General features: G+C 71.9%; 23 protein-coding genes. 11 read left to right on the forward strand and 12 right to left on the reverse strand.

What is annotated here, in order from left to right:
• Positions 1–127 precede the first annotated feature (127 nt).
• Positions 128–1,462 carry a 4-aminobutyrate--2-oxoglutarate transaminase gene (gabT, locus tag ACZ7LK_RS29920; protein WP_392277100.1) on the forward strand — a complete coding sequence of 445 codons (1,335 nt, stop codon included), beginning with the start codon at positions 128–130 and terminating at the stop codon, positions 1,460–1,462.
• Between the two features lie 133 nt (positions 1,463–1,595).
• Positions 1,596–2,375 (forward strand): phosphatase PAP2 family protein, encoded by a 780-nt coding sequence (locus ACZ7LK_RS29925; protein ID WP_471144426.1) that lies wholly within the window; start codon positions 1,596–1,598, stop codon positions 2,373–2,375.
• Here the strand turns inward: ACZ7LK_RS29925 and ACZ7LK_RS29930 are convergent.
• The 8 genes from ACZ7LK_RS29930 to ACZ7LK_RS29965 all read right to left on the reverse strand — a co-directional run bounded on the left by ACZ7LK_RS29930 (position 2,311) and on the right by ACZ7LK_RS29965 (position 12,187).
• Complete coding sequence (locus ACZ7LK_RS29930) at positions 2,311–4,146, reverse strand: chitinase (RefSeq protein WP_471144428.1); 1,836 nt, start codon at positions 4,144–4,146, stop codon at positions 2,311–2,313. The two genes, ACZ7LK_RS29925 and ACZ7LK_RS29930, sit on opposite strands and share 65 nt — an antisense overlap.
• Before the next feature lie 99 nt (positions 4,147–4,245).
• The gene (locus ACZ7LK_RS29935) at positions 4,246–4,704 is read right to left on the reverse strand and encodes a hypothetical protein (RefSeq protein WP_469465041.1); all 459 of its coding nucleotides are present in this window, start codon (positions 4,702–4,704) and stop codon (positions 4,246–4,248) included.
• 277 nt (positions 4,705–4,981) lie between these two features.
• Positions 4,982–6,400 carry an NAD(P)/FAD-dependent oxidoreductase gene (locus ACZ7LK_RS29940; protein ID WP_471144431.1) on the reverse strand — a complete coding sequence of 473 codons (1,419 nt, stop codon included), beginning with the start codon at positions 6,398–6,400 and terminating at the stop codon, positions 4,982–4,984.
• Between the two features lie 22 nt (positions 6,401–6,422).
• Positions 6,423–7,217 (reverse strand): ABC transporter permease, encoded by a 795-nt coding sequence (locus ACZ7LK_RS29945; RefSeq protein ID WP_392277095.1) that lies wholly within the window; start codon positions 7,215–7,217, stop codon positions 6,423–6,425.
• Positions 7,217–8,158 carry an ABC transporter permease gene (locus tag ACZ7LK_RS29950; protein WP_469465039.1) on the reverse strand — a complete coding sequence of 314 codons (942 nt, stop codon included), beginning with the start codon at positions 8,156–8,158 and terminating at the stop codon, positions 7,217–7,219. The genes ACZ7LK_RS29945 and ACZ7LK_RS29950 overlap by 1 nt, the downstream gene beginning before the upstream one ends.
• Positions 8,155–9,324, reverse strand: coding sequence for an ABC transporter ATP-binding protein (locus tag ACZ7LK_RS29955; RefSeq protein ID WP_392277093.1), 1,170 nt, complete (start codon positions 9,322–9,324; stop codon positions 8,155–8,157). The genes ACZ7LK_RS29950 and ACZ7LK_RS29955 overlap by 4 nt, the downstream gene beginning before the upstream one ends.
• Positions 9,325–9,371: 47 nt before the next feature.
• Positions 9,372–10,619 carry a polyamine ABC transporter substrate-binding protein gene (locus tag ACZ7LK_RS29960; RefSeq protein WP_392277092.1) on the reverse strand — a complete coding sequence of 416 codons (1,248 nt, stop codon included), beginning with the start codon at positions 10,617–10,619 and terminating at the stop codon, positions 9,372–9,374.
• Positions 10,620–10,681: 62 nt separating this feature from the next.
• The gene (locus ACZ7LK_RS29965) at positions 10,682–12,187 is read right to left on the reverse strand and encodes a gamma-aminobutyraldehyde dehydrogenase (protein ID WP_469465038.1); all 1,506 of its coding nucleotides are present in this window, start codon (positions 12,185–12,187) and stop codon (positions 10,682–10,684) included.
• Between the two features lie 175 nt (positions 12,188–12,362).
• On the opposite strand from ACZ7LK_RS29965, the gene ACZ7LK_RS29970 reads away from it, so the two are divergent.
• Positions 12,363–12,911 (forward strand): NADAR family protein, encoded by a 549-nt coding sequence (locus tag ACZ7LK_RS29970; RefSeq protein WP_392277090.1) that lies wholly within the window; start codon positions 12,363–12,365, stop codon positions 12,909–12,911.
• A 108-nt stretch (positions 12,912–13,019) separates the two neighbouring features.
• On the opposite strand, the gene ACZ7LK_RS29975 is transcribed toward ACZ7LK_RS29970, so the two are convergent.
• A complete protein-coding gene (locus tag ACZ7LK_RS29975; RefSeq protein ID WP_392277089.1) occupies positions 13,020–13,607 on the reverse strand; it encodes a DUF4190 domain-containing protein in 588 nt (195 codons plus the stop codon).
• Positions 13,608–13,698: 91 nt separating this feature from the next.
• Between ACZ7LK_RS29975 and ACZ7LK_RS29980 the strand changes: the two genes are divergently transcribed.
• The 3 genes from ACZ7LK_RS29980 to ACZ7LK_RS29990 are packed head-to-tail and all read left to right on the forward strand — an operon-like array spanning position 13,699 to position 16,198.
• A complete protein-coding gene (locus ACZ7LK_RS29980; RefSeq protein ID WP_469465037.1) occupies positions 13,699–14,724 on the forward strand; it encodes an adenosine deaminase in 1,026 nt (341 codons plus the stop codon).
• The gene (locus tag ACZ7LK_RS29985; protein WP_392277087.1) at positions 14,724–15,416 is read left to right on the forward strand and encodes a glycerophosphodiester phosphodiesterase; all 693 of its coding nucleotides are present in this window, start codon (positions 14,724–14,726) and stop codon (positions 15,414–15,416) included. Before ACZ7LK_RS29980 ends, ACZ7LK_RS29985 begins: the two co-directional genes overlap by 1 nt.
• Positions 15,413–16,198 (forward strand): SAM-dependent methyltransferase, encoded by a 786-nt coding sequence (locus ACZ7LK_RS29990; protein WP_392277086.1) that lies wholly within the window; start codon positions 15,413–15,415, stop codon positions 16,196–16,198. The genes ACZ7LK_RS29985 and ACZ7LK_RS29990 overlap by 4 nt, the downstream gene beginning before the upstream one ends.
• A 19-nt stretch (positions 16,199–16,217) precedes the next feature.
• Here ACZ7LK_RS29990 and ACZ7LK_RS29995 read toward each other — a convergent pair whose 3' ends face one another.
• From ACZ7LK_RS29995 to ACZ7LK_RS30005, 3 genes are all read right to left on the reverse strand, one after another.
• Entirely contained in the window at positions 16,218–16,751 is a 534-nt protein-coding gene (locus ACZ7LK_RS29995; protein WP_392277085.1) for a hypothetical protein, read from the reverse strand.
• A gap of 91 nt (positions 16,752–16,842) precedes the next feature.
• Entirely contained in the window at positions 16,843–17,049 is a 207-nt protein-coding gene (locus ACZ7LK_RS30000) for a hypothetical protein (protein ID WP_392277084.1), read from the reverse strand.
• Positions 17,050–17,159: 110 nt separating this feature from the next.
• The gene (locus tag ACZ7LK_RS30005; RefSeq protein ID WP_471144436.1) at positions 17,160–18,596 is read right to left on the reverse strand and encodes a gamma-aminobutyraldehyde dehydrogenase; all 1,437 of its coding nucleotides are present in this window, start codon (positions 18,594–18,596) and stop codon (positions 17,160–17,162) included.
• A gap of 187 nt (positions 18,597–18,783) precedes the next feature.
• On the opposite strand from ACZ7LK_RS30005, the gene ACZ7LK_RS30010 reads away from it, so the two are divergent.
• The 5 genes from ACZ7LK_RS30010 to ACZ7LK_RS30030 all read left to right on the forward strand — a co-directional run bounded on the left by ACZ7LK_RS30010 (position 18,784) and on the right by ACZ7LK_RS30030 (position 23,985).
• Entirely contained in the window at positions 18,784–19,290 is a 507-nt protein-coding gene (locus tag ACZ7LK_RS30010) for an Lrp/AsnC family transcriptional regulator (RefSeq protein ID WP_392227249.1), read from the forward strand.
• Positions 19,275–20,654 carry an aspartate aminotransferase family protein gene (locus tag ACZ7LK_RS30015; RefSeq protein ID WP_469464481.1) on the forward strand — a complete coding sequence of 460 codons (1,380 nt, stop codon included), beginning with the start codon at positions 19,275–19,277 and terminating at the stop codon, positions 20,652–20,654. Before ACZ7LK_RS30010 ends, ACZ7LK_RS30015 begins: the two co-directional genes overlap by 16 nt.
• A gap of 212 nt (positions 20,655–20,866) precedes the next feature.
• Positions 20,867–21,595 (forward strand): ABC transporter ATP-binding protein, encoded by a 729-nt coding sequence (locus ACZ7LK_RS30020; RefSeq protein ID WP_471144439.1) that lies wholly within the window; start codon positions 20,867–20,869, stop codon positions 21,593–21,595.
• Complete coding sequence (locus tag ACZ7LK_RS30025) at positions 21,577–22,752, forward strand: hypothetical protein (RefSeq protein WP_471144441.1); 1,176 nt, start codon at positions 21,577–21,579, stop codon at positions 22,750–22,752. The genes ACZ7LK_RS30020 and ACZ7LK_RS30025 overlap by 19 nt, the downstream gene beginning before the upstream one ends.
• A gap of 117 nt (positions 22,753–22,869) precedes the next feature.
• On the forward strand, positions 22,870–23,985 hold the full coding sequence (locus tag ACZ7LK_RS30030) for an LOG family protein (protein ID WP_392277079.1): 1,116 nt from the start codon (positions 22,870–22,872) through the stop codon (positions 23,983–23,985).
• Positions 23,986–24,095: the final 110 nt, after the last annotated feature.

Consider the following 24,095-nt stretch of genomic DNA (forward strand, 5'->3'; position numbering starts at 1 on the left):
TGTCCGTCCCGGACAAGGACACGGGCCCGACCACTCCCGAACGGAGCATGCCCACCCCCCTCCACCCCGCCTAGCCTGCGGAAGAAAGAGAAGTAGCGTCCGAAAGACCCCACCCCAGGAGCCCCGCATGACCGAAATCCCGCAGGAGCGCCGCGTCGTCACCGCCATCCCCGGCCCGAAGTCGCAGGAGCTTCAGGCCCGCCGTCTGTCCGCGGTCGCGGGCGGCGTGGGCTCCGTGCTGCCGGTCTTCACGACCCGCGCCGGCGGCGGCGTGATCGAGGACGTCGACGGCAACCGCCTGATCGACTTCGGTTCCGGTATCGCCGTGACCTCCGTGGGCGCCTCCGCCGAGGCCGTCGTGCGCCGGGCGAGCGCCCAGCTGGAGCAGTTCACCCACACCTGTTTCATGGTCACCCCGTACGAGGGGTACGTCGAGGTCTGCGAGGCGCTGGCCGAGCTGACCCCGGGCGACCACGCCAAGAAGTCCGCGCTGTTCAACAGCGGCGCCGAGGCCGTCGAGAACGCGGTCAAGATCGCCCGGTCGTACACCAAGCGCCAGGCCGTCGTCGTCTTCGACCACGGCTACCACGGCCGTACGAACCTCACGATGGCGCTGACCGCCAAGAACATGCCGTACAAGCACGGCTTCGGCCCGTTCGCGCCCGAGGTCTACCGCGTGCCGGTGGCCTACGGCTACCGCTGGCCGACCGGGCCCGAGAACTGCGGCCCCGAGGCCGCCGCCCAGGCGATCGACCAGATCACCAAGCAGATCGGTGCCGAGAACGTCGCCGCGATCATCATCGAGCCGGTGCTCGGTGAGGGCGGCTTCATCGAGCCGGCCAAGGGCTTCCTGCCGGCGATCCAGAAGTTCTCCAACGACAACGGCATCGTCTTCGTCGCGGACGAGATCCAGTCGGGCTTCTGCCGCACCGGCCAGTGGTTCGCGTGCGAGGACGAGGGCGTCGTCCCGGACCTGATCACCACCGCCAAGGGCATCGCGGGCGGTCTGCCGCTCGCCGCCGTCACCGGCCGCGCCGAGATCATGGACTCCGTGCACGGCGGTGGCCTGGGCGGCACCTACGGCGGCAACCCGGTGGCCTGCGCCGGCGCGCTGGGCGCGATCGAGACGATGAAGGAGCTCGACCTCAACGGCAAGGCCAAGCGCATCGAGGAGGTCATGAAGGGCCGCCTCGCTGCCATGCAGGAGAAGTACGAGATCATCGGCGACATCCGCGGCCGCGGTGCCATGATCGCGATCGAGCTGGTCAAGGACCCGGCGACCAAGGAGCCGAACCCGGAGGCCGCGGGCGCGCTCGCCAAGGCCTGCCACGCCGAGGGCGTCCTGGTCCTGACCTGTGGCACCTACGGCAACGTGCTGCGCTTCCTGCCGCCGCTGGTGATCGGCGAGGACCTGCTCAACGAGGGCCTCGACGTCATCGAGAGCGCGTTCGCCGCCATCTGAGCGCGCGTGCGCGCCCAGGCGTGAGCCCGGGCATGACGCAGCGCGACCGTATGTGAAGAACCCGTGGGGGGCCGATGGCGGGATGGAGATCCGGCTGTCGGTCCCCCCGTTTCCTGCCGTACGGTTTCTGCAGATGAGAGAAACACCCCGTCCGCGGGGAACCGCGGACGACTGCGGGACGGAGCCTCCCCAGCCTCGTCCTGGCCGTGCCTTCGCGCACACCACCGGAGCTTCTGGCTCCGGATCTCCTCACCGATCGGACGGTCGCCCGCCCCACACCCCCCGGGGCGCGCGGCGCACCGGTCCTGCCGGCCGCCCCGGAACCACCCCCCCTGTTCCGGGGCGGCCGGCTCTCCTCCTCCGCGCCGGGCTCCTGGCCCTCTTCGCCGTCCTCACCTGGCAGGTCCTGGTCCACGGGCCGCTCGCCCGCCTGGACGAGCGGCTCGGCCACGCCCTGATCGGCCGCGCTCCCACTCCCCTGGCCGAACTGCTGGCCGAACTCGGCGGCATGCCGGTCGCCCTGCCCGTGCTCGCCGCCGCGGCCGCGTACGCGGTGTGGCGCGGCCGGCGGGTCCAGGCGCTGTACGCGGGGCTGGCCATGGCGCTGGTACCGATCCTGGTCGTCCCGCTGAAACTGCTCGTGGACCGGCCCGGACCGCTCACCGACGCGACCGGCTACTACCCGTCCGGGCACACCGCGACCGCCCTGGTGGCGTACTGCGGCGCGGCCCTGCTGGTGCACCGGCGCCTGATGCCCGTCGCCGTGCTGCTCACGGTGGCGACGGGCATCGGACTGGTGCTGCGCGGCTACCACTGGCCGCTGGACGTGGTGGCCAGCGTGTGCCTGTTCAGCTCCATCGGTACGCGTCGAAGTTCCTGGCGAACTCCCCGCCGCCGAACCGGTCCCAGTTGACCGACCAGGTCATCAGTCCGCGCAGGCCGGGCCAGGCCCCGTGGGTCCGGTACGCGCCGCAGCCGACCGTGCGCGTGAGGCAGTCCAGCGCCCTGGTCACCTCGGCGGGCGCGATGTGGCCGTTGCCCGCCTGCGGGGAGGCCGGGAGGCCGAGGGCGACCTGCTCGGGCCGGAGGGCCGGGAAGAACCGGTCCGCGTCGCCCGCCACCGGGAAGCCGGTGAGGAGCATGTCGGTCATGGCGATGGGGAAGTCGGCGGTGCCCATGGAGTGGTACTGGCCGTCCAGACCCATGATCGGCCCCGAGTTGTAGTTCTGGACATGGAGCAGGGTCAGGTCGTCGCGCAGGGCGTGGATGACGGGCAGGTAGGCGCCGGCGCGGGGGTCCTGGCCGCCCCAGGGGCCCGAACCGTAGAACTGGTACCCCAGTTGCACGAAAAAGGTCTCGGGCGCCATGGTCAGCACGAAGCCGGGGCCGTACTTCGCCTTGAGCGTCCGCAGCGCCGAGATCAGGTGGACGACGACCGGGGTGGTGGGGTTGCGGAAGTCGGTGTCGCCGGTGTTCAGCGACAGCGAGTGGCCCTCGAAGTCGATGTCGAGGCCGTCGAGGCCGTACTCGTCGATGATCCCTGAGACGGAGGAGACGAAGGCGTCCCGGGCGGCGGTGGTGGAGAGCTGGACCTGGCCGTTCTGGCCGCCGATCGAGATCAGCACCTTCTTGCCCGCGGCCTGCTTCGCCCTGATGGCGGCCTTGAAGTCGGCGGCCGGCTCGGCGTTCGGGCACTCGGCGACCGGGCAGAGGCGGAAGCGGATGTCGCCGGAGGTCACGGAGGTCGGTTCGCCGAAGGCGAGGTCGATGACGTCCCAGGAGTCGGGGACGTCGGCCATCCGGGTGTAGCCGGAGCCGTTGGCGAAGCTCGCGTGCAGGTAGCCGACGAGGGCGTGGGCGGGCAGGCCCTGGCCGGGCGGGGTGGTGCCGCCCGGCGCGGTCGTGGCGGTGACGGTGGCCGAGCGGGCGGACTCGCCCGCGGCGTTGGCGGCCGTCACCTGGAAGGCGTACGGGGTCGCGGGCGTGAGCCCGGTGACGGTGGCCGAGGTGCCGGTCACCGTGAGGGCCCTGACTCCGCCGCGGTAGACGTGGTAGGCGGTCGCGCCGCTGACGGGGGACCAGGTGAGCGGCACGGCGGTCGAGGCCGGGGTGCCGGCGGTCAGGCCCGTGGGCGCGGCCGGGACCTGGACGGGATCGCCGCCCGGCCCCAGCAGGGAGACGTCGTCCGCGTGGTAGGCGCCGGTCCCGTACCAGCCGTGGGTGTGCACGGTGACCGAGCGGGTGCCCGGGCCGGTGCGGAAGGTGGTGGTCAGACGCTGCCAGTCGGGCGCGGACGCGGTCCAGGTGGAGACGTCGCTCGTGCCGGTGCCGGTGGCGCCCAGGTAGACGTGGCTCCCGCGCACCCAGCCGCTGAGCGTGTACGCGGAGTCCGGCTGGACGGCGATCGTCTGCGAGCACCGGGCGTTGTCGGCGCCGGACGGGGTGGCCCGGAGGGCCCCGGTGCCGCCGTGCACCGGTGAGGCGACGACGGCACCGCTGCCCGCCGTGCAGTTCCAGCCGTCGAGGCCCGCCTCGAAGCCGCCGTTGCGCGCCAGTTCGGTGTCGGCGGCGGCGGCGGGGGCGGGCGCGGCGGTGGCGGGGGGTGCGGTGGCGGTGAGCCCGCCGAGGGCCAGCAGGGCCGCCGCGGCGGACGCGGCGACGGGTCCGAGGGAGGTGCGGTCCACAACTGCCTCCGGGGGTGGGGGAATCGGGTGGAGCGCCGCACAACTTGGTATAGACCAATCGGGTTGTCAAGGTCTCCGGCACCGCACCGCCCGTCGGGTTCAGCCTGCCTGACGCCGTACCAGGTGAGCGGCCGCCTCGTGCATCGCCCGCTCCAGCAGCGCGGGGTCGTTGAGGGTGCCGCTGCCGTCGGGCACCACCAGCCAGCGCGCCCCGCCCGTCACCCGGCCCGGGTGCGGGACGGCGATCCAGGTGCCGTGGCCGGCCGCCCGCGTCCCGGTGCCGACCCAGCGCGCGGCGGTGCCCACGGGTACGAAGAAGCCCAGGCGCGCGTCGCCCACGTCGGCCAGCACCGGGCCGGGCCGGCCGACGAGCCGGCTCATCACGTCGAGGGTGGCGAGGCCGAGCTCGGCCGGGGTGATCAGCACGTCCCAGTGCCTGCCGGCGGGCAGGAGCGCCACCCCGAGGATGCTGCGCTCCCAGGCCCACCGGCAGGCGTCGGGGTCCGGCGCCACCGCTGCCAGCCATTGCACCGCGGCCCTGGCCCCCGTACCTGTCATCGCCCGCCGCCTTTCGCGTCCGTTCCGTGCCTGCCCTTCGGACAGAGCGTTCACGTGGAGGGACGCGGGCGGATGCGGATCATTACGCAGGAACGGCCCGCACCAGGGTGGTGAAACCGGGAACGGGGGCGCACACCCGGCGCACAGGGCCGGACGGCGACCGCACGGCCGGCGGCCGGAGCGGTCGGAGCCGCCCGAGCCGTCGGAGCGGCCCGAGCCGTCGGAGCCGCCCGAGCCGTCGGAGCGGCCCGAGCCGTCGACTGTCAGCCGTCGGCTGTCAGCTGTCGAAGCCGAGCCCCAGGCGGTCCATCGCCTTCAACCACAGGTTCCGGCGGCCGCCCCGGGCGTCGGCCCGGGCCAGCGACCACTTGGTGAGCCCGATGCCCGCCCAGGCGATCGGCTCCGGCGGGAACGGCAGCGGCTTGGTGCGCACCATCTCCAGCTCGGTGCGCTCGGTCCGCTCGCCCGCCAGCAGGTCGAGCATCACGTCCGCGCCGAACCGGGTCGCGCCCACGCCGAGGCCCGTGAAGCCCGCCGCGTACGCGACCCGCCCCGCGTGGGCGGTGCCGAAGAACGCCGAGAACCGGGAACAGGTGTCGATGGCGCCGCCCCAGGCGTGGCTGAACCGGAGGCCCTCCAACTGCGGGAAGCAGGTGAAGAAGTGCTCGGCGAGCTTGAGGTACGTCTCGGGACGGTCGTCGCGCTCGGGGCTGACGCGCCCGCCGAACGGGTAGATGGCGTCGTAACCGCCCCACAGGATGCGGTTGTCGGCGGAGAGCCGGAAGTAGTGGAACTGGTTGGCGCTGTCGCCGAGCCCCTGGCGGTTCTTCCAGCCGATGGCGTCGAGCTGTCCGTCCGTCAGCGGCTCGGTCATCAGCGCGTAGTCGTAGACCGGCACCGTATAGGCGCGGACCCGCTTGACCAGGGACGGGAAGACGTTGGTGCCGAGGGCGACCCTTCGGGCGAGGACCCGTCCGTAGGGCGTGCGCACCGCCATCCCGGCGCCCGCCCTGGCGAGTTCCAGGCCCCGGGTGTTCTCGTACACGCGCACGCCCAGGTCGACGCAGGCCCGCTTGAGGCCCCACGCCAGCTTGGCCGGGTGGAGCATGGCGACGCCACGCCGGTCCCACAGCCCGCCCAGGAAGGTGGGCGAGTCGACCTGGGCGCGCACGGCGTCCCGGTCGAGGAGCTCCAGGTGGCCGGCGAGACCGAGGCGGCCGGCCTGCTCGTACACCTCGCGCAGCTCCTCCACCTGGTGGGGTTCCGTGGCGACGTCGATCTCGCCGGTGCGCTCGAAGTCGCAGTCGATGCCGTGGGCTGCGACGGCCGCCTCGATGGCGTCGAGGTTCCGGATCCCCATGTCCTCCAGCGTGGCCAGCTCGTCCGGCCAGCGGGCGAGGCCGTTGCCGAAGCCGTGGGTGAGGGAGGCGGCGCAGAAGCCGCCGTTGCGGCCGGAGGCGGCCCAGCCCGCCTCCCGGCCCTCGATGAGCACGACGTCCCGTCCGGGGTCCCGCTCCTTGGCGAGAAGCGCGGTCCACAGTCCGCTGTAGCCGCCGCCGACGACGAGCAGGTCACAGTGCTCGGTGCCGGTGAGGGCGGGCAGCGCGCCGGGCTTGCCGGGGTCTTCCAGCCAGAAGGGGACGGGCTGGGCGTCCGAGAGTGATCGTGCGGCACTACGCATGGCACCTGGGGCCATGGCTTCCAACTCCCTCAATGACTCATGAGACGTGCGTACGCTTGCGCCGGCCGGCCGCGACCTGGCCGACGACGACCACCAGGACCGCGATGACGAACATCGCCGTACCGATGACGTTGATCTGGACGGGCGTGCCGCGCTGCGCCGAACCCCACACGAACATGGGGAAGGTGACGGTCGAGCCCGCGTTGAAGTTGGTGATGATGAAGTCGTCGAACGACAGCGCGAAGGCGAGGAGCGCGCCGGCCGCGATACCGGGGGCGGCGATGGGCAGGGTGACCCTGAGGAAGGTCTGCACGGGCCCCGCGTACAGGTCCCTGGCGGCCTCCTCCAGGCGGGGGTCCATGGACATGACCCGGGCCTTGACCGCCGTCACGACGAAGCTCAGACAGAACATGATGTGCGCGATGAGGACCGTCCAGAAGCCGAGCCGGGCGCCCATGTTCAGGAACAGCGTGAGCAGGGACGCGGCCATGACGACCTCGGGCATGGCCATCGGCAGGAAGATCAGCGAGTTGATCGCGCCGCGCGCCCGGAAGCGGTAGCGGACCAGCGCGAAGGCGATCATGGTGCCGAGGGCGGTGGCGCCGAGCGTCGCCCAGGCGGCGATCTGGAGCGACAGCGCGAGCGAGCCGCACAGGTCGGCCACTCCGCACGGGTCCTGCCAGGCGTCGGTGGAGAACTCCCGCCAGGAGTAGTTGAAGCGTCCCGCCGGCTTGTTGAACGAGAACACCATGACGACGACGTTCGGCAGGAGCATGTAGGCGAGGGTCAGCAGACCCGCGACGACGACGAGGTTCTTGCGGAGCCAGCGCATCAGACGAGGTCCTCCGTTCCGGCCCGGCGGATGTAGACGGTGACCATGATCAGCACGATGGCCATCAGGATGAAGGACAGCGCGGCCGCCGTCGGGTAGTCCAGCACCCGGAGGAACTGCGACTGGATGACGTTGCCGACCATCTTGGTGTCGGTCGAGCCGAGCAGTTCGGCGTTGACGTAGTCGCCGCTCGCCGGGATGAAGGTCAGCAGCGTGCCCGACACGACGCCCGGCATGGACAGCGGGAACGTCACCTTGCGGAAGGTGGTCGCCGGGGAGGCGTACAGGTCCTTGGCCGCCTCGTGCAGCCGTCCGTCGATCCGCTCCAGCGAGGTGTACAGCGGCAGGATCATGAACGGCAGGAAGTTGTACGTGAGGCCGCAGACGACCGCCATGGGCGTGGCCAGGACGCGGTCCCCCTGGGTCCAGCCCAGCCAGCCGGTGACGTCCAGGACGTGCAGGGCGTCCAGCGCGCCGACGACGGCGCCGCCGTCCGCGAGGATCGTCTTCCAGGCCAGCGTACGGATGAGGAAGCTGGTGAAGAACGGCGCGATGACGAGGACCAGCAGCAGGTTGCGCCAGCGGCCCGCCTTGAAGGCGATCAGGTACGCGAGCGGGTAGCCCAGCAGCAGGCACATGACCGTGGCGGTGCCGGCGTACAGCAGGGACCGGACGAACTGCGGCCAGTACTCGGTGAAGGCCTCCCAGTAGGTCTGGAAGTGCCAGGTCACCTGGAAGCCCTGCTCCAGGGAGCCGGTCTGCACCGAGGTGGAGGCCTGGTAGACCATCGGCAGCGCGAAGAAGACCAGCAGCCAGAGGATGCCGGGCAGCAGCAGCCAGTAGGGCACGAGCCGCTTGCGCGTGGCCGGCTTGCGCACGGCCGGTGGTGCCTCGGGGGCCTCGGGGGCCTCGGGGGCCCGGGGGGTGTCGGTGATCGTCACGCGGCGTCCTCCACCTTGTCCGCGCCCGCGTCGTCCACGGTCCCCGCGAGCATGGACTGCGCCGCGTCCAGGCCGAAGGTGTGCGCCGGGTTCCAGTGCAGGACGACCTCGGCGCCGGGGGCGAGGCGGGAGTCGCGCTCGACGTTCTGCTCGTACACCTGGAGGGCCGCGCCGGCCGGGCTGTCCACCACGTACTGGGTGGAGACCCCGATGAAGGAGGCGTCGACGATCCGGCCGGTGACCCTGTTGCGCCCGTCGGCGATCGTGCCCGCGTCGTCGGCGTGCGCGAGCGCGATCTTCTCCGGGCGGATGCCCACCAGCAGCTTGCCGCCGCTCGTGGTCGGGGCCGCGCACCGGTCGGCGGGCAGCCGCAGCGTGCCGCCGCCGGCCGTGACGACGACGTCCGAGGCGGCCTCGACGACCTCGGCCTCGATCAGGTTGGACGTGCCGAGGAAGTTGGCGACGAAGGTGGTGCGCGGGTTGTCGTAGAGGTCGGCGGGCGCGCCGAGCTGCTCGACCCGGCCGCCGTTCATCACCGCGACCGTGTCGGCCATGGTCATGGCCTCCTCCTGGTCGTGGGTGACGTGGACGAAGGTGATGCCGACCTCGGTCTGGATGCGCTTGAGCTCGAGCTGCATCTGGCGGCGCAGCTTGAGGTCGAGGGCGCCGAGCGGCTCGTCGAGGAGGAGCACCTGGGGGTGGTTGATCAGCGCGCGGGCGACGGCGACGCGCTGCTGCTGGCCGCCGGAGAGCTGGTGCGGCTTGTGGCGCGCCTTGTCACCGAGCTGCACCAGGTCGAGCATCTCGCCGACCTGCTTCTTCACCGATGTGACGCCGCGCCGGCGGAGGCCGAAGGCGATGTTCTCGTAGATGTCCAGGTGCGGGAAGAGGGCGTACGACTGGAAGACGGTGTTGACGGGCCTCTTGTACGGGGGCAGGTCCGTGACGTCCCTGTCGCCCAGGAAGACGGTGCCCGTGGAGGGCTCCTCCAGTCCGGCGATCATGCGCAGGGTGGTGGTCTTGCCGCAGCCGGAGGCGCCGAGGAGGGCGAAGAAGGAACCCTGCGGGACGGTCAGGTCGAGGGGGTGGACGGCGGTGAAGGAGCCGTAGGTCTTGCTGATGCCGGAGAGACGGACGTCGCCACCGGTGTTCGTGCTGTCAGTCATGGGTTCGCGATCCCAGGGGGTGTCGAGGGGTGGGCGAGGGCGGTGGCTCAGGCGCCGATGAGCTTGGCGAACTTCTCCTCGTACGCCGTCTCCTCCGCGCTGCTCAGGGAGCGGAAGGCGCGGGACTTCGCGGCCATCGCCTTGTCCGGGAGGATCAGCGTGTTCGACGCCAGGGCGGGGTCGATCGCGGCGAGTTCCTCGCGGACGCCCTCGACGGGGCAGACGTAGTTGATGTACGCGGCGAGCCGGGCGGCGACCGGCAGCTCGTAGTAGTAGTCGATGAGCTTCTCGGCGTTGGCCTTGTGCCGGGCCCTGGCGGGGACCAGGAGGTTGTCGCTGGAGGTGATGTAACCGGCGTTCGGGATCGCGAACTTGATGTCGGGGTTGTCCGCCTGGAGCTGGATGACGTCACCGGCCCAGGCGAGACAGGCGGCGATGTCGCCCTTGTTGAGGTCGCCGGTGTAGTCGTTGCCGGTGAACCGGCGGATCTGCTGGGTGTCGACGCCCTTCTGGAGGCGGCCCACGGCCGCGTCGAAGTCGGCGTCGGTGAACTTGCCCGGGTCCTTGCCCATGTCGATCAGGGTCATGCCGACCGAGTCGCGCATCTCGGACAGGAACGCGACCCGGCCCTTCAGTTTGGGGTCGTCCAGGAGCTGGCTGACGGAGTCGACCTTGCGGCCGCCGGTGGCCTTGCTGTTGTACGCGATGACCGTGGAGATGCCGGTCCAGGGGTACGAGTGGGCGCGGCCGGGGTCCCAGTCGGGGCGGCGGAACTGGGAGGACAGGTTGGCGTACGCGTTGGGGAGGTTCGACTGGTCGAGCTTCTGCGCCCAGCCCAGGCGGATGATCCGGGCGGCCAGCCAGTCCGTGACGCAGATCAGGTCGCGGCCGGTGTCCTGACCCGCGGCGAGCTGCGGCTTGATCTTGCCGAAGAACTCGACGTTGTCGTTGATGTCCTCGGTGTACGTGACCGTGATGCCGGTGCGCTTGGTGAACGCCTCCAGGGACGGACGCCGCTTCTCGTCGTCGCTGATGTCGATGTACTGCGTCCAGTTGGAGAAGCTGAGCCGCTTCTCCCGGGCCGAGAAATCGGTGGAGGCGGGGCCGTCGCCCTCCCGTGCGGCGGGCGGGATCCCACAGGCGCTCAGGCCGGCGAGACCGCCGAGCGTGAGCGCGCCGACGCCCGTGGCGCGCAGCATGGAACGGCGGGTGAGGGCACCCCTGCCGTTCGTGAGACTGCGCCGCATCGCGGCGAGCTGTGCCGCGGAGAGGCTGTCGGGCTGGTACTGCTCCATGCGCTGTGCCTTTCGGGTGGTGTGGCGGCGGCCGCTGGTCGGGCGGCCCGGCGCTCTCGCTGCTATCGGTCCCCGAAGATCGTGCGGTGCCAGTCCTTCCGGGCGACCGCCGTGTTGTCGTACATCACGTGCTTGACCTGCGTGTACTCCTCGAAGGAGTAGGTTGACATGTCCTTTCCGAAGCCGGACGCCTTGTAGCCGCCGTGCGGCATCTCGCTGATGATCGGGATGTGGTCGTTGATCCACACGCAGCCCGCCTTGATCTCGCGGGTGGCGCGCCCGGCGCGGTACACGTCACGGGTCCAGGCCGAGGCGGCCAGGCCGTAGGGGGTGTCGTTGGCCAGGGCCAGGCCCTCCTCGTCGCTGTCGAACGGCAGCACCACCAGGACCGGTCCGAAGATCTCGGCCTGCACGATCTCGCTGTCCTGGGGGGCGCCGGTGATCAGCGTCGGCCGGTAGTGGGCGCCGGGGCCGCGCGGCGCGCTACCGCCGGTGACGACCGTGGCGTAGGCGCGGGCGCGGTCGACGAAGGCGGCGACCCGGTCGCGCTGGGCGTGGCTGATGAGCGGGCCGAGGTCGGTGCTCTCGTCGAAGGGGTCACCGAGGCGCACGCTCGCCATCAGGTCGGCGACCCGCTCGACGAACGCGTCGTACAGCGGGCGCTGGACGTACGCGCGGGTGGCGGCGGTGCAGTCCTGGCCGGTGTTGATCAGGGCGCCGGCGACCGCGCCGTGCGCGGCGGCCTCCGGGTCGGCGTCGTCGAAGACGACGAACGGGGCCTTGCCGCCGAGCTCCAGGTGCAGTCGCTTGACGGTGGCGGTGGCGATCTCGGCGACGCGCCTGCCGACGGCGGTGGACCCGGTGAACGACGTCATCGCCACGTCGGGGTGGCCGACGAGGTGCTCGCCGGCGTCCTTGCCGGCGCCGGTGACGATATTGACGACGCCGTCGGGGATGCCCGCGTCGGTGGCGGCCCGCGCGAACATCAGGGACGTCAGGGGAGTCAGCTCGGCGGGCTTGAGCACGATGGTGTTGCCCGCGGCGATGGCCGGGAGGACCTTCCAGGCGGCCATCTGGAGGGGGTAGTTCCAGGGGGCGATGGAGCCGATGACGCCGATCGGTTCGCGGCGGACGTACGAGGTGTGGTCACCGCTGTACTCGCCCGCCGACTGGCCCTGGAGGTGGCGGGCGGCCCCCGCGAAGAAGGCGGTGTTGTCGACCGTCCCGGGGACGTCGAACTCCCGCGTCAGCTTGATCGGCTTGCCGCACTGGAGGGACTCGGCGTGGGCGAAGTCCTCCGCCCGCTCGGCCAGCAGGGCGGCGAACCGGTGCATCGCGTCCGACCGCTCGCCCGGGGTCGCGCCCGCCCAGCCGGGCAGCGCCGCCCGGGCGGCTGCCACGGCGGCGTCCACGTCGGCGGTGGAGGCCAGTGCGTACGCCAGGACCTTCTCCCCCGTCGCCGGGTCGACGACCGTGTGCTCACGCCCCGAGGTGCCGGGCCGCGGCCGCCCGTCGATGTACTGCGCCCCGGCCGCGAAGCGGTCGAGTCCCTGGAAGGAGTTGCCCATGACGCTCTCCGTTGTCCCGGCTCGAATTGAGTGCCGATCCTGACAGAGGAGGTGCCGGGCAACAAGGGATTCCGTTGTTGCCTTTTGGTTACGCGACGGAATCGGTCGACCATGTGTCGGGTGGGCGCCGATATCTCCGTACGGAGTGTCCGTGGCGGCTGCCAGACTGGCGTGCATGGAGAAGGTGCACGAGCTGATCGAGCAGGTCAGCAGGGGTGAACGCGTGAAATTCCTGCACTTCTGGGGCCACACCCCGAAGCGGGACGGCACGCTCGGGGCGAGCTGCCTGAGCCAGTGGTGGCCCTCGCCGTTCACGGTCGACGGGGTCACCTACGCGACGGCGGAGCACTGGATGATGGCGTCCAAGGCCCGGCTCTTCGGCGACGCGGACGCCGAGCGTCAGGCCGTCGAGGCGCCGAACCCGGCGCTCGCCAAGAAGGCGGGCCGCCTGGTGCGCGGCTTCGACGAGACGGTGTGGAAGCGGGAGCGGTTCCGCGTGGTGGTCGAGGGCAGCGAGCACAAGTTCGGCGCCGACCCGGAGCTGCGGGCGTTCCTGCTGTCGACGGGCGACCGGGTGCTGGTGGAGGCGAGCCCGGTGGACCGGGTGTGGGGCATCGGCCTGGCCGCCGACGATCCCCGCGCGGAGTCCCCCGCGCACTGGCGGGGCCTGAACCTCCTCGGCTTCGCCCTCATGCGGGCCCGCACGACCCTCCGCCACCCCTGACGGGCCCTGCCCCCCGTTGTGGGCACAACGGAACCGGGGCGGCGCCCCTCCGGGCTCGCTCCTCGCGGCCGGCGGGGCACCCACCCGGCAAGGCGGAGGCGCGGTGGGTCAGGCGCGGGGAAGCACCAGGGACGTGTCGAACGGGTCGTGGCCGTACTCGTCCTCGTAGTTGTCCCGGCCCTGCTCCGTCACCACCGTCCATATCAGGAACGCCAGGAACGCACCGCTCACCACGATTCCCACCGCGCCCAGGATGATCCCGGCCAGGGCCATGCCGTGGTTGTTCGCCTCGCCCCGCCGGACCTTCCCGCGGCCCACGATGCCGAAGATCAGCGCCAGGATGCCCAGGACGATCCCCAGGCCCCACGCGCAGAACAGGACCACCGAGATGATGCCGAGGACGAGCGCGGCCACGCCCATGCCGTTGGCGGGGGCCTGCTGCCAGCCGGCCTGGCCGTACGTGCCGTAGTAGCCGGGGTAGCCGTACGAGCCGGCGGGGTAGCCGTACGGGCCCGGAGGAGTCGGGGCGGGGCCGCCCGGGGCTATCGGGGGCGGCGGCAGCTCGGCGCCCGGCACGGACGTCATCGTCGGCTGGTCGTGCACCCCCGACGGCGGCCGGTAGGAGTCCACCGGGTCCTGAGGGGCCCTGCTCTCCGGCGGAGCCCACGGATCGTTGTGATCGCTCTTCTCTGACATGGGCCCTCCCCGATCGTGTCCGGTCATGCTAACGGCCGCCCTACGATGATCCCTGACCAGCCCGGCGAGCGAAGCGCACACGGAGGACCCGATGACCGACCTGCACCCCTTCATCGCGGGGCTGCCCAAGGCCGAACTGCATGTCCACCACGTCGGCTCGGCCTCGCCCCGGATCGTCGCCGAACTCGCGGCCCGCCACCCCGACTCGAAGGTCCCCACCGACCCCGAGGCCCTGGTCGACTACTTCACCTTCACCGACTTCGCGCACTTCATCGAGGTGTACCTGTCGGTGGTGGACCTGATCAGGACACCCGAGGACGTCCGGCTGCTGACGTACGAGGTGGCCCGCGACATGGCCCGGCAGAACATCCGGTACGCGGAACTCACCATCACGCCCTACAGCTCCACCCGGCGCGGCATCGACGAGAAGGCGTTCATGGCCGCGATCGAGGACGCCCGCGTGGCCGCCGAGACCGAGCTGGGCGTGATCCTGCGCTGGTGCTTCGACATCCCCGGTGAGGCGGGCCTGGAGGCGGCCGAGGAGACCGCGCGGCTCGCGGTGGACCTGCGGCCCGACGGCCTGGTCTCGTTCGGGCTGGGCGGGCCCGAGATCGGCGTACCGCGCCCGCAGTTCAAGCCGTACTTCGACCGGGCCATCGCCGCCGGGCTGCACTCCGTCCCGCACGCCGGGGAGACGACCGGCCCGCAGACCGTGTGGGACGCCCTGACCGAGCTGCGCGCCGAGCGCATCGGCCACGGCACCAGCGCCGCCGAGGACCCGGAGCTGCTGGCGTACCTCGCCGAGCACCGCATCCCGCTGGAGGTGTGCCCGACCTCCAACATCGCCACCCGCGCGGTCCTGGACATCGACGAGCACCCGGTGAAGCGGATGGTCGCCGCCGGGGTGCTGGTCACCATCAACTCCGACGACCCGCCGATGTTCGGCACCGACCTGAACACCGAGTACGAGGTCGCCGCCCGGCTGCTGGAGCTGGACGAGCGGGGCGTGGCCCGGCTGGCCAGGAACGCGGTGGAGGCGTCGTTCCTCGACCCGGCCGGCAAGGCGCGGATCATCGCCGAGATCGACTCCTACACCACCGAGTGGCTCCGCCGCTGATGCGCCCCGTCACGGTCGTGGGACACCGGGGCGACCCGTACCGCGTGCGCGAGAACACGCTCGCCTCGCTCCGCTCGGCGCTGGCGCGCGGCGCGGACGCGGTGGAGGTGGACGTACGGCTCACCCGGGACGGCGTCCCGGTACTGCTCCACGACGAGTCGCTGAAGCGGCTGTGGGGCGTCGACCGGCCGCTGGAGCGGGTCACGCTGGCCGAACTGCGCGCGCTCACCGGCCCGGACGGGGTGCCGACGCTGCGCGAGGCGCTCGACGCGGTCGACGGCCACCGGGTGATGATCGACCTGCCGGGCGCGACCGAGCGGTCGGTGCGGGCCGTCGTCGGCGCCGTACGGGAGTGCGGGGCGGGCGACCGTGTCTACTACTGCTCCAGCGCCGCCGCCATGCTGCTGGTGCGGGCCGCCGAGCCCGGCGCCGAGATCGCCCTGACCTGGACCACCCTCGCGCCGCCGCGCCCGGTGCTGCTGGCGGCGGTGGCGCCGCGCTGGCTCAACTACCGCTTCGGACTGGTCGGTCGGGAGCTCACCGAGCGCGTCCACCGGAACGGGCTGCTGGTTTCGGCCTGGACGGCCGATACTCGACGGACCATGCGTAGGCTGATCACCGACGGGGTGGATTCGATCACCACCAACCGCGTGGACGCGCTGAGCGCCGTACTGAAGGGAACCCGCACGTGAGCCCGGACAGCACAGGCAGGATCCGCACCGACATCGCGCACAACGCCCGGGTCTGGAACTACTGGCTCGGCGGCAAGGACAACTACCCGGTGGACCGGGAGGTCGGCGACCAGGTGGTCGCCATGTACCCGAGCATCGGCGAAGTCGCCCGCGCGGACCGGGCGTTCCTCGGCCGCGCGGTGACGTACCTGGCGGGCGAGGCGGGCGTACGGCAGTTCCTGGACATCGGCACGGGCCTGCCGACCGCCGACAACACGCATGAGGTGGCGCAGCGCGTCGCGCCCGACGCGCGGATCGTGTACGTCGACAACGACCCGATCGTCCTGACGCACGCCCGCGCGCTGCTCACCGGTTCGCCGGAGGGCGTCACCGAGTACATCGACGCGGACGCGCACCGGCCGGAGCGGATCCTGGAGGCGGTCCGGCCGGTCCTGGACCTGGACCGGCCGGTCGCGGTGATGATGCTCGGCATCCTCAACTTCGTGCTGGACACCGACGAGGCCCGCTCGATCGTGAAGACGCTCATGGCGGGCGTGCCGTCCGGGAGTTACCTGGTGCTGACGCACCCGACGCTGGAGCTGGGCGGCGAGGGCAACGCCGAGGCGATGGAGTTCTGGAACAAGAACGCCACGCCGCCGATCACCGCGCGCGACCGGGCCGAGTTCGCGTCGTTCCTGGACGGTCTGGAGGTGCTGGAGCCGGGCATCGTGTCGTGCGCGAGCTGGCGGTTCGCGGCGGCGGCCGAGGTGGCCCAGTTCGGCGCGGTGGCCCGCAAGCCGTAGCCGCCGCGCCGCCGGGGCGTCAGGCGACCAGGGCCCGGACGCCGGTGACCGGGGCGGTCAGCGCCTCCAGGCGCTTGATCAGGCGGCGTACGAACAGCAGCGGGACGACTCCGAAGACCCCGAAGGACATGTCGATCACCGACCACCAGAAGGGGATGCCCCGGATCGGTCCGCAGATCAGGGCGAGCGGGATGATCCCGGCGCACGCGATCATGCCGAACTCGATCACCCAGATGTTGCGTACGGGGTCGCGGTAGGGACCGTAGAAGGCGACCGCGATGACGAGGTGCGCGAAGGCGAGCCAGTCCGTGCCGTAGAGGAGGAACGGGTAACGCGCGTCGGCGGTGTCGAGGCCGGCGCGCACGCGCGTGATCCATTCCTGGAGACCGGGGAAGGCGTCGGCCACGGGGGACGCCCAGCCGTTCAGGGCGTCCTGGAGCAGGTGCAGCTCGGTGACGAGCGGGAAGGCCGTCGCCCCGCTCAGCACCAGGCAGACGATGAAAACGACCAACCACACACGTATACGCCGCAGGAGGGCGCGGGTCTCGCTCATTACCGCAGCGTACGACCGTGCCGGTCAGGGGCCGACGCCGGTCCCCCGCCGGTGCGCCGGACGGGGGACCGGCGGGGGACCGGCGGCGGTGCTACCGGCCGGTGGCGTCGTCCTCGTCGGCTTCCACGCCCTTGAGCGGTTCGCCGCCTTCGGTGCCCTCTCCTGGGCGGTAGCCCTCGGCCGCGCTCGCGGTGCCGGGGACGGTGCGGTGGCCGGCCTGGCGCTCGGCGCCCGAGTGGGCTCCGGGCTCTTCCTCGGCGCGCTCGCGGGCGCGGTCCTGTGGCGTCCTGTCGTTCATGTCACCTCCCGGGTCGGCGCTCCGGGTACCCGTGTGCGGGTGGCCCACACGCCGGGGGAACGACCGCGGGCGGGCCGGAGGTCCGGCCCGCCCGCGGGGTGCGGCGGTGATCAGCCGAGCGAGGTCATCACGTGCTTGACGCGCGTGTAGTCCTCGAAGCCGTACGCCGAGAGGTCCTTGCCGTAGCCGGACTTCTTGAAGCCGCCGTGCGGCATCTCCGCGACCAGCGGGATGTGGGTGTTGATCCAGACGCAGCCGAAGTCCAGGGCCTTGGACATGCGCATCGCGCGGGCGTGGTCCTTGGTCCAGACGGAGGAGGCCAGGGCGTACTCGACGCCGTTGGCGTACTCCAGGGCCTGCTCCTCGTCGCGGAACGACTGGACCGTGATGACGGGGCCGAAGACCTCGTTCTGGATGATCTCGTCGTCCTGCTTGAGGCCGGAGACGACGGTCGGGGCGTAGAAGTAGCCCTTGTCGCCGACCCGGTGGCCGCCCGCCTCGACCTTGGCGTGGGCGGGGAGGCGGTCGATGAAGCCGCTGACCTGCACGAGCTGGTTGGCGTTGTTCAGCGGGCCGTAGAGCACGTCCTCGTCGTCCGGCTGCCCGGTCTTCGTCCCGGCGGCGGCCTTGGCGAGGGCGGAGACGAACTCGTCGTGGATGGACTCGTGGACCAGGACGCGGGTGGCGGCCGTGCAGTCCTGGCCGGCGTTGAAGAAGCCGGCCACGGAGATGTCCTCGACGGCCTTGTCGATGTCGGTGTCCTCGAAGACCACGACCGGGGCCTTGCCGCCCAGCTCCAGGTGGACGCGCTTGACGTCCTTGGCGGCGGACTCGGCGACCTGCATGCCGGCGCGTACGGAGCCGGTGATCGACGCCATGGCGGGCGTGGGGTGCTCGACCATGGCACGGCCGGTCTCGCGGTCGCCGCAGATGACGTTGAAGACGCCCTTGGGGACGATCGAGCCGATGATCTGGGCGATCAGCACGGTGGACGCCGGGGTGGTGTCCGACGGCTTGAGGACGACCGTGTTGCCGGCGGCGAGCGCCGGGGCGAACTTCCACACGGCCATCATCATCGGGTAGTTCCAGGGGGCGACCTGCGCGCAGACACCGACCGGCTCGCGGCGGATGATCGAGGTCAGGCCCTTCATGTACTCGCCGGCGGACTTGCCCTCCAGCATCCGGGCGGCGCCCGCGAAGAAGCGGATCTGGTCCACCATCGGGGGGACCTCTTCGGTGCGGGTGAGCTCCAGCGGCTTGCCGGTGTTCTCCGACTCGGCCGCGACGAGGTCCTCGGCCCGCTCCTCGAAGGCGTCGGCGATCTTCAGCAGTACCTTCTGGCGCTCGGCCGGCGTGGTGTCGCGCCAGGCCGGGAAGGCGGCCGCGGCCGCCTCCATGGCGGCGTCCACGTCCGCCTGCCCGGAGAGCGGAGAAGTGGCGTACACCTCGCCGGTGGCCGGGTTGACCACGTCGATGGTCCGTCCGTCGGCGGCGTCCCGGAACTCCCCGTTGATGTAGTTGCGCAGACGACGCAGCTCGGTGGTCACTTGCCACCCCTCCTGTCGGTCTCGTGGTGCTCGGTGACTCAGGTGTCCAAGTACTGGACAGGCCCACCCTAGTCGCTGAGGCGACGATTCCGACAGGGCCGACGCTCCATAACTTCGGATTCAGTGGGATTACAACTCCTGAACGACGGATTTCCTCGATCTGGGGTTGCGCGAGTGACGAGACTCGGTGCAGAGTGAAGGCGTGGCCAGTCGAAGCGCAGACCCCAGGGCCGGGAACGGATCGTCACCGACGATCGACGCCGTATCCCTGGCGATCATCGAACAGCTCCAGGAGGACGGGCGCCGCCCGTACGCCGCCATCGGCAAGGCCGTCGGCCTGTCCGAGGCGGCCGTGCGCCAGCGCGTCCAGAAACTCCTCGACCAGGGCGTCATGCAGATCGTCGCCGTGACCGACCCCCTCACCGTCGGCTTCCGCCGTCAGGCGATGGTCGGCATCAACGTCGAGGGTGACGTGGAGCAGGTGGCGGACGCGGTGACGGCCATGGCCGAGTGCGAGTACGTGGTGATGACCGCGGGCTCCTTCGACCTGATGGTGGAGATCGTCTGCGAGGACGACGACCACCTCCTGGATGTGATCAACAAGCGCATCCGCACACTCCCCGGCGTGCGCTCCACCGAGAGCTTCGTCTACCTCAAGCTCAAGAAGCAGACCTATATGTGGGGAACCCGATAGCCGTGAGCAAGGACCTCTCCAAGACCGCCTACGACCACCTGTGGATGCACTTCACCCGCATGTCGTCGTACGAGAACAGCCCCGTCCCGACCATCGTCCGCGGCGAGGGCACCTACATCTTCGACGACAAGGGCAAGCGCTACCTCGACGGCCTCGCCGGCCTCTTCGTGGTCCAGGCCGGCCACGGCCGGACCGAGCTCGCCGAGACCGCCTACAAGCAGGCCCAGGAGCTCGCCTTCTTCCCGGTGTGGTCCTACGCCCACCCGAAGGCCGTCGAGCTCGCCGAGCGCCTCGCGCACCACGCGCCCGGCGACCTGAACAAGGTCTTCTTCACCACCGGTGGCGGCGAGGCGGTCGAGACCGCCTGGAAGCTGGCCAAGCAGTACTTCAAGCTGGTGGGCAAGCCCACCAAGCACAAGGTCATCTCCCGCGCGGTCGCCTACCACGGCACCCCGCAGGGCGCCCTGTCCATCACCGGCCTGCCGGGCCTGAAGGCCCCCTTCGAGCCGCTGGTCCCCGGCGCGCACAAGGTGGTCAACACCAACATCTACCGCGCCCCGATCTTCGGCGACGACCCCGAGGCCTACGGCCGCTGGTGCGCCGACCAGATCGAGCAGCAGATCCTGATGGAGGGCCCCGACACCGTCGCCGCGGTCTTCCTGGAGCCGGTGCAGAACGCCGGTGGCTGCTTCCCGCCGCCGCCCGGGTACTTCCAGCGCGTGCGCGAGATCTGCGACCGGTACGACGTGCTGCTCGTCTCCGACGAGGTCATCTGCGCCTTCGGCCGCCTCGGCACCATGTTCGCGTGCGACAAGTTCGACTACGTACCGGACATGATCACCTGCGCCAAGGGCATGACCTCGGGCTACTCCCCGATCGGCGCGTGCATCATCTCCGACCGCCTGGCGGAGCCGTTCTACAAGGGTGACAACACCTTCCTGCACGGCTACACCTTCGGCGGCCACCCGGTCTCCGCGGCCGTGGGCCTCGCCAACCTCGACATCTTCGAGCGCGAGAACCTCAACCAGCACGTCCTGGACAACGAGTCCGCCTTCAAGGCCACCCTGGAGAAGCTGCACGACCTGCCGATCGTCGGCGACGTCCGCGGCAACGGGTTCTTCTACGGCATCGAGCTCGTCAAGGACAAGGTCACCAAGGAGTCGTTCAACGACGACGAGACCGAGCGCGTCCTGTACGGGTTCCTCTCCAAGGCGCTGTTCGACAACGGCCTGTACTGCCGGGCCGACGACCGTGGCGACCCGGTCATCCAGCTTGCGCCGCCGCTGGTCTCCGACCAGTCCACGTTCGACGAGATCGAGCAGATCCTCCGGGCCACCCTCACCGAGGCCTGGACGAAGCTGTGACCCTCGGCGTGATCGTCCGATCGTAGGCTGAACGCGGCCCGGGTCCTGCCCCATCCGAGTGAGATGGGCGGACCCGGGCCGTGTGCTGTCCGGACAGCCGCCTCGCCACTCCCTACGGTTCCTGTGACCGATCCGCCCTACCATCGTTCCGCCGTACGGGGGAACAACGTACGGGGGAACGACACATCAGAACCGATACCGAGGTGTACGCCATGGTGGCCCCGCCGGACAACGACGTGCTCTGGGCACGTGCCCTGCACCACTCCCACAACGGATCCCCCGCGCTCCAGGGTGTCTCCCTCGGCGTGCGTGAGGGCGAGATCCTGGCGGTGAGCGGGCCGCGGGGAAGTGGCAAAACGACTCTGCTGCGCTGTCTGTCCGGCCGGCTCGTCCCCCGCGAGGGCGAGGTCTGGTACAACAGCGTGCCCGTCCACACCATGAGCCCCCTCCAGCGCGAACGGCTGCGCCGTGACCGCTTCGGCTGGATCGGCCCCGAGCCCGGCCTGGTCCCCGAGCTCACCGCCTGGGAGAACACCGCCCTGCCCCTGATGCTGCGCGGCACCTCCCGCCGGGCCGCCAAGGCCGCGGCCCTCGACTGGCTGGACCGGCTCGACGCCGGCGACTGCGCGCGCAAGCGGCCCCGCGCCCTGCTCCAGGCCCAGCGCCAGCGCGTCGCCATCGCGCGCGCCCTGGTCACCATGCCGTCCCTGCTGTTCGCCGACGAACCCACCGCACCCCTGCACCGCGCCGACGGCGCCCAGGTGCTGCGCACCCTGACCGCCGCCGCCCGGTCGCACCGCATCACCGTCCTGCTCGCCACGCACGACCCGGAGGTGGCGGCGCTCGCCGACCGCACGGCGCACCTGCTCGACGGCCGGCGCGTCAACTCCGTGCACCTCGACGGAGCGGAGGGCCGCGACGCGTGCTCGCTCTCCGTCTAGCCCGCGGCACCCACCCCCTGGTGCTGCTGCGCCGGCTGCTCGTCGCCGCCGCGTCGGCCGGGGTCGGTTTCCTGCTGCTGTGCGCCCTGGGGTACGCGATCGGGCACCCCGGCGAGTCGCAGGTCTCCCTCACCCGGCTGGCCTGGTGCGCCCTGCCGCTCGCCGCGACCGTGCACTTCGCCGTCGCCGTCGCCCGGACCGACCCCGCCACCCGGCCGCGTCCGGGCCTGTCGGCGATCGGCCTGGGCCCCGCCCGGCTCGCCGCCGTCGCCGCCACGTCCACCGCCGTGGCCTGCACGCTCGGCTCGATGGTCGCGCTGCTGGTCTTCCTGCACCTGCGCGGCGACCTCACCGGCCTGCCCTTCGACGGGGCGTCGGCGGACCTGCTCGGGGCGGGCCGGCCCCTGCCGCTCGCGGCCGCGCTGACCCTGCTCGCGATCGTGCCGGTCGTCGCGTCCTGCTCGGCCGCCCTGGCCCTGCGGCCCCGCCGCAAGGCGGCCTTGGACGACGACCCCGACACCGCCGAGCCGGCCGCCGCGACGACGCCGGCCGGGCTCCCGTGGGGCGTGGCGCTGATGGCGCTGGGCGTGGCGATCGAGACGTACGCCTCCCGGGGCGGCGGGGGCGGTGCGGCGGCCGTGGCGCTGCCGGACGGCTTCGGCGGCGGTCCGGCGGGCGTGCTGGCGGGCTGGGCGCTCACCGCGGTGGGCCTCGCCGTCGCCGGCCCGGGGCTGACGCATCTGACGGGGCGGCTGCTCCAGACGTTCCGGCCCGGTGTGCTCCGGCTGCTGGCGGGACGGGCGCTGATGGACGAGGCGCGGCGCATCGGCCGGCCGCTAGGCGTCTCCTGCGCGGTGGCCTCGGCGACGATCGGGGCGATCACCCTGTACGAGCGGGGCGACTCCTCCCATCCGTTCGGCCCGCTGACCGGGCTGGGCGCGGCCCTGGTGATGACGTGCACCACGGCGACGCTGCTGACCGCGGCGCTGGAGTCCCGGCAGACCCGGGTCACCACCAAGGACGCGCTGCTGCGGCTGGGCGCCTCGGCCTCGACGCTCCGGCTGGCCGTGGGGCTGCGCGCCCTGGCGCTGCTGGCCGTGTTCGTCCCGCTGACCTGGGCCGTCGCGGAGCTGGCCGCGCTGCCGCTGCGCGGGTAGGACCCGCCGGGGGCCCGGCCGCGGTGGTGTCCCCGGGCGGGCCGGGCGGCCGCGCGCCGGGCGCGGGTGGCGGGGCGCGGGCACGGGGCGCCGGGCGCGGGTGGCTATCGTGGCGGCATGGCGCACATACCCGGACCCGGCCACGACCGCGAACTGGAGACCCTCCAGGAGTTCGACGAGGTGGCCGCGCGCGGCAGTCTCGCCGGATTCCGGCTCCAGTCACTCGACCTGACGGACCGTACGGGCGCGCTGCTCGCGCTCCCCTCGGCGGGCGCCGTGTTCCTCGGCTGCCGGATGGACCCGGAGGCGGCCGCCAAGGTGCGGGCCGACGGGGCACTGGTCTTCCCGCCCGTGCCGGACCTGCCGTTCGACCCCTACCGGGGGCTGCTGTACTCCCCCGGCGAACTGTTCGCGGGCCTCGCGGAGCAGGGGTACGAGCGGACGCCGGACGCGCTCTCCTACGCCTGGTTCCAGCGGACGAAGGCGGACGGCGACGTCTTCGGGTCGATGCTGCGGGCGGTACACGACGACGCGGTCTCCGACGCGCTGGACGAGCACCTGGACGGGGCGCGGGTCGTCGGGGTGATGGGCGGCCACGCCATGGCGCGCGGCACCGACGCGTACGCCGGCGCGGCCCGCCTCGGCCGCAGCCTCGCCCGCGCCGGGCTGACCGTCGCCACCGGCGGCGGGCCCGGTGCCATGGAGGCCGCCAACCTGGGCGCCTACGCCGCCCCCCACGACGACGCCATGCTGGAGGAGGCCCTCCTCCTGCTCGGCAAGGAGCCGTCGTTCGTGCCGTCCGTGGGCGACTGGGCGCGGGTGGCCTTCGAGGTCCGCTCCCGCTGGCCGGAGGGCGGCGACTCGGTGGGCATCCCGACCTGGTTCTACGGACACGAGCCGCCCAACGCCTTCGCGTCCCACATCGCCAAGTACTTCGCGAACGCCACCCGCGAGGACGGGCTGCTGGCCCGCTGCAACGCGGGTGTCGTCTTCCTCCCCGGCGCGGCCGGCACCGTCCAGGAGGTCTTCGACAACGCGACCCCCAACTACTACGGCTCCCGGGGCGAACCGACCCCCATGGTGCTGGTCAACCGCACCCACTGGACCGAGCACCTGCCCGCCTGGCCCCTGCTGGAGGCCCTGGCCGCCGGCCGCCCCATGGAGGCGCGCATCGCCCTGGTGGACGGTGTGGAGGAGGCCCCGGAGGCGCTGCGGCGGCTCGGCGGGGGGTAGGCCGCGGGCGCCTCCTTGAAGCCGTATGGCCCACCAGGCGGGCGTCGTTGGCGCGGCCGCCGGATGCTGGGCCGTGAGCGCCCCGGCAGGGCCGGGCGCCAGCGACTTCC

Source organism: Streptomyces sp. NPDC039423, assembly GCF_055598725.1.

What these genes read in the sequence shown, in the direction of transcription:
- ACZ7LK_RS29985 (WP_392277087.1), top strand. Translation starts at nt 14,724, where the DNA reads ATGCGCCCCGTCACGGTCGTGGGACACCGGGGCGACCCGTACCGCGTG.
- ACZ7LK_RS30000 (WP_392277084.1), bottom strand. Translation starts at nt 17,049, where the DNA reads ATGAACGACAGGACGCCACAGGACCGCGCCCGCGAGCGCGCCGAGGAA.
- ACZ7LK_RS30020 (WP_471144439.1), top strand. Translation starts at nt 20,867, where the DNA reads ATGGTGGCCCCGCCGGACAACGACGTGCTCTGGGCACGTGCCCTGCAC.
- ACZ7LK_RS29980 (WP_469465037.1), top strand. Translation starts at nt 13,699, where the DNA reads ATGACCGACCTGCACCCCTTCATCGCGGGGCTGCCCAAGGCCGAACTG.
- gabT (WP_392277100.1), top strand. Translation starts at nt 128, where the DNA reads ATGACCGAAATCCCGCAGGAGCGCCGCGTCGTCACCGCCATCCCCGGC.
- ACZ7LK_RS29925 (WP_471144426.1), top strand. Translation starts at nt 1,596, where the DNA reads ATGAGAGAAACACCCCGTCCGCGGGGAACCGCGGACGACTGCGGGACG.
- ACZ7LK_RS29935 (WP_469465041.1), bottom strand. Translation starts at nt 4,704, where the DNA reads ATGACAGGTACGGGGGCCAGGGCCGCGGTGCAATGGCTGGCAGCGGTG.
- ACZ7LK_RS29995 (WP_392277085.1), bottom strand. Translation starts at nt 16,751, where the DNA reads ATGAGCGAGACCCGCGCCCTCCTGCGGCGTATACGTGTGTGGTTGGTC.
- ACZ7LK_RS29975 (WP_392277089.1), bottom strand. Translation starts at nt 13,607, where the DNA reads ATGTCAGAGAAGAGCGATCACAACGATCCGTGGGCTCCGCCGGAGAGC.
- ACZ7LK_RS29970 (WP_392277090.1), top strand. Translation starts at nt 12,363, where the DNA reads ATGGAGAAGGTGCACGAGCTGATCGAGCAGGTCAGCAGGGGTGAACGC.
- ACZ7LK_RS29945 (WP_392277095.1), bottom strand. Translation starts at nt 7,217, where the DNA reads ATGCGCTGGCTCCGCAAGAACCTCGTCGTCGTCGCGGGTCTGCTGACC.
- ACZ7LK_RS29965 (WP_469465038.1), bottom strand. Translation starts at nt 12,187, where the DNA reads ATGGGCAACTCCTTCCAGGGACTCGACCGCTTCGCGGCCGGGGCGCAG.
- ACZ7LK_RS29940 (WP_471144431.1), bottom strand. Translation starts at nt 6,400, where the DNA reads ATGGCCCCAGGTGCCATGCGTAGTGCCGCACGATCACTCTCGGACGCC.
- ACZ7LK_RS29960 (WP_392277092.1), bottom strand. Translation starts at nt 10,619, where the DNA reads ATGGAGCAGTACCAGCCCGACAGCCTCTCCGCGGCACAGCTCGCCGCG.
- ACZ7LK_RS30030 (WP_392277079.1), top strand. Translation starts at nt 22,870, where the DNA reads ATGGCGCACATACCCGGACCCGGCCACGACCGCGAACTGGAGACCCTC.
- ACZ7LK_RS29955 (WP_392277093.1), bottom strand. Translation starts at nt 9,324, where the DNA reads ATGACTGACAGCACGAACACCGGTGGCGACGTCCGTCTCTCCGGCATC.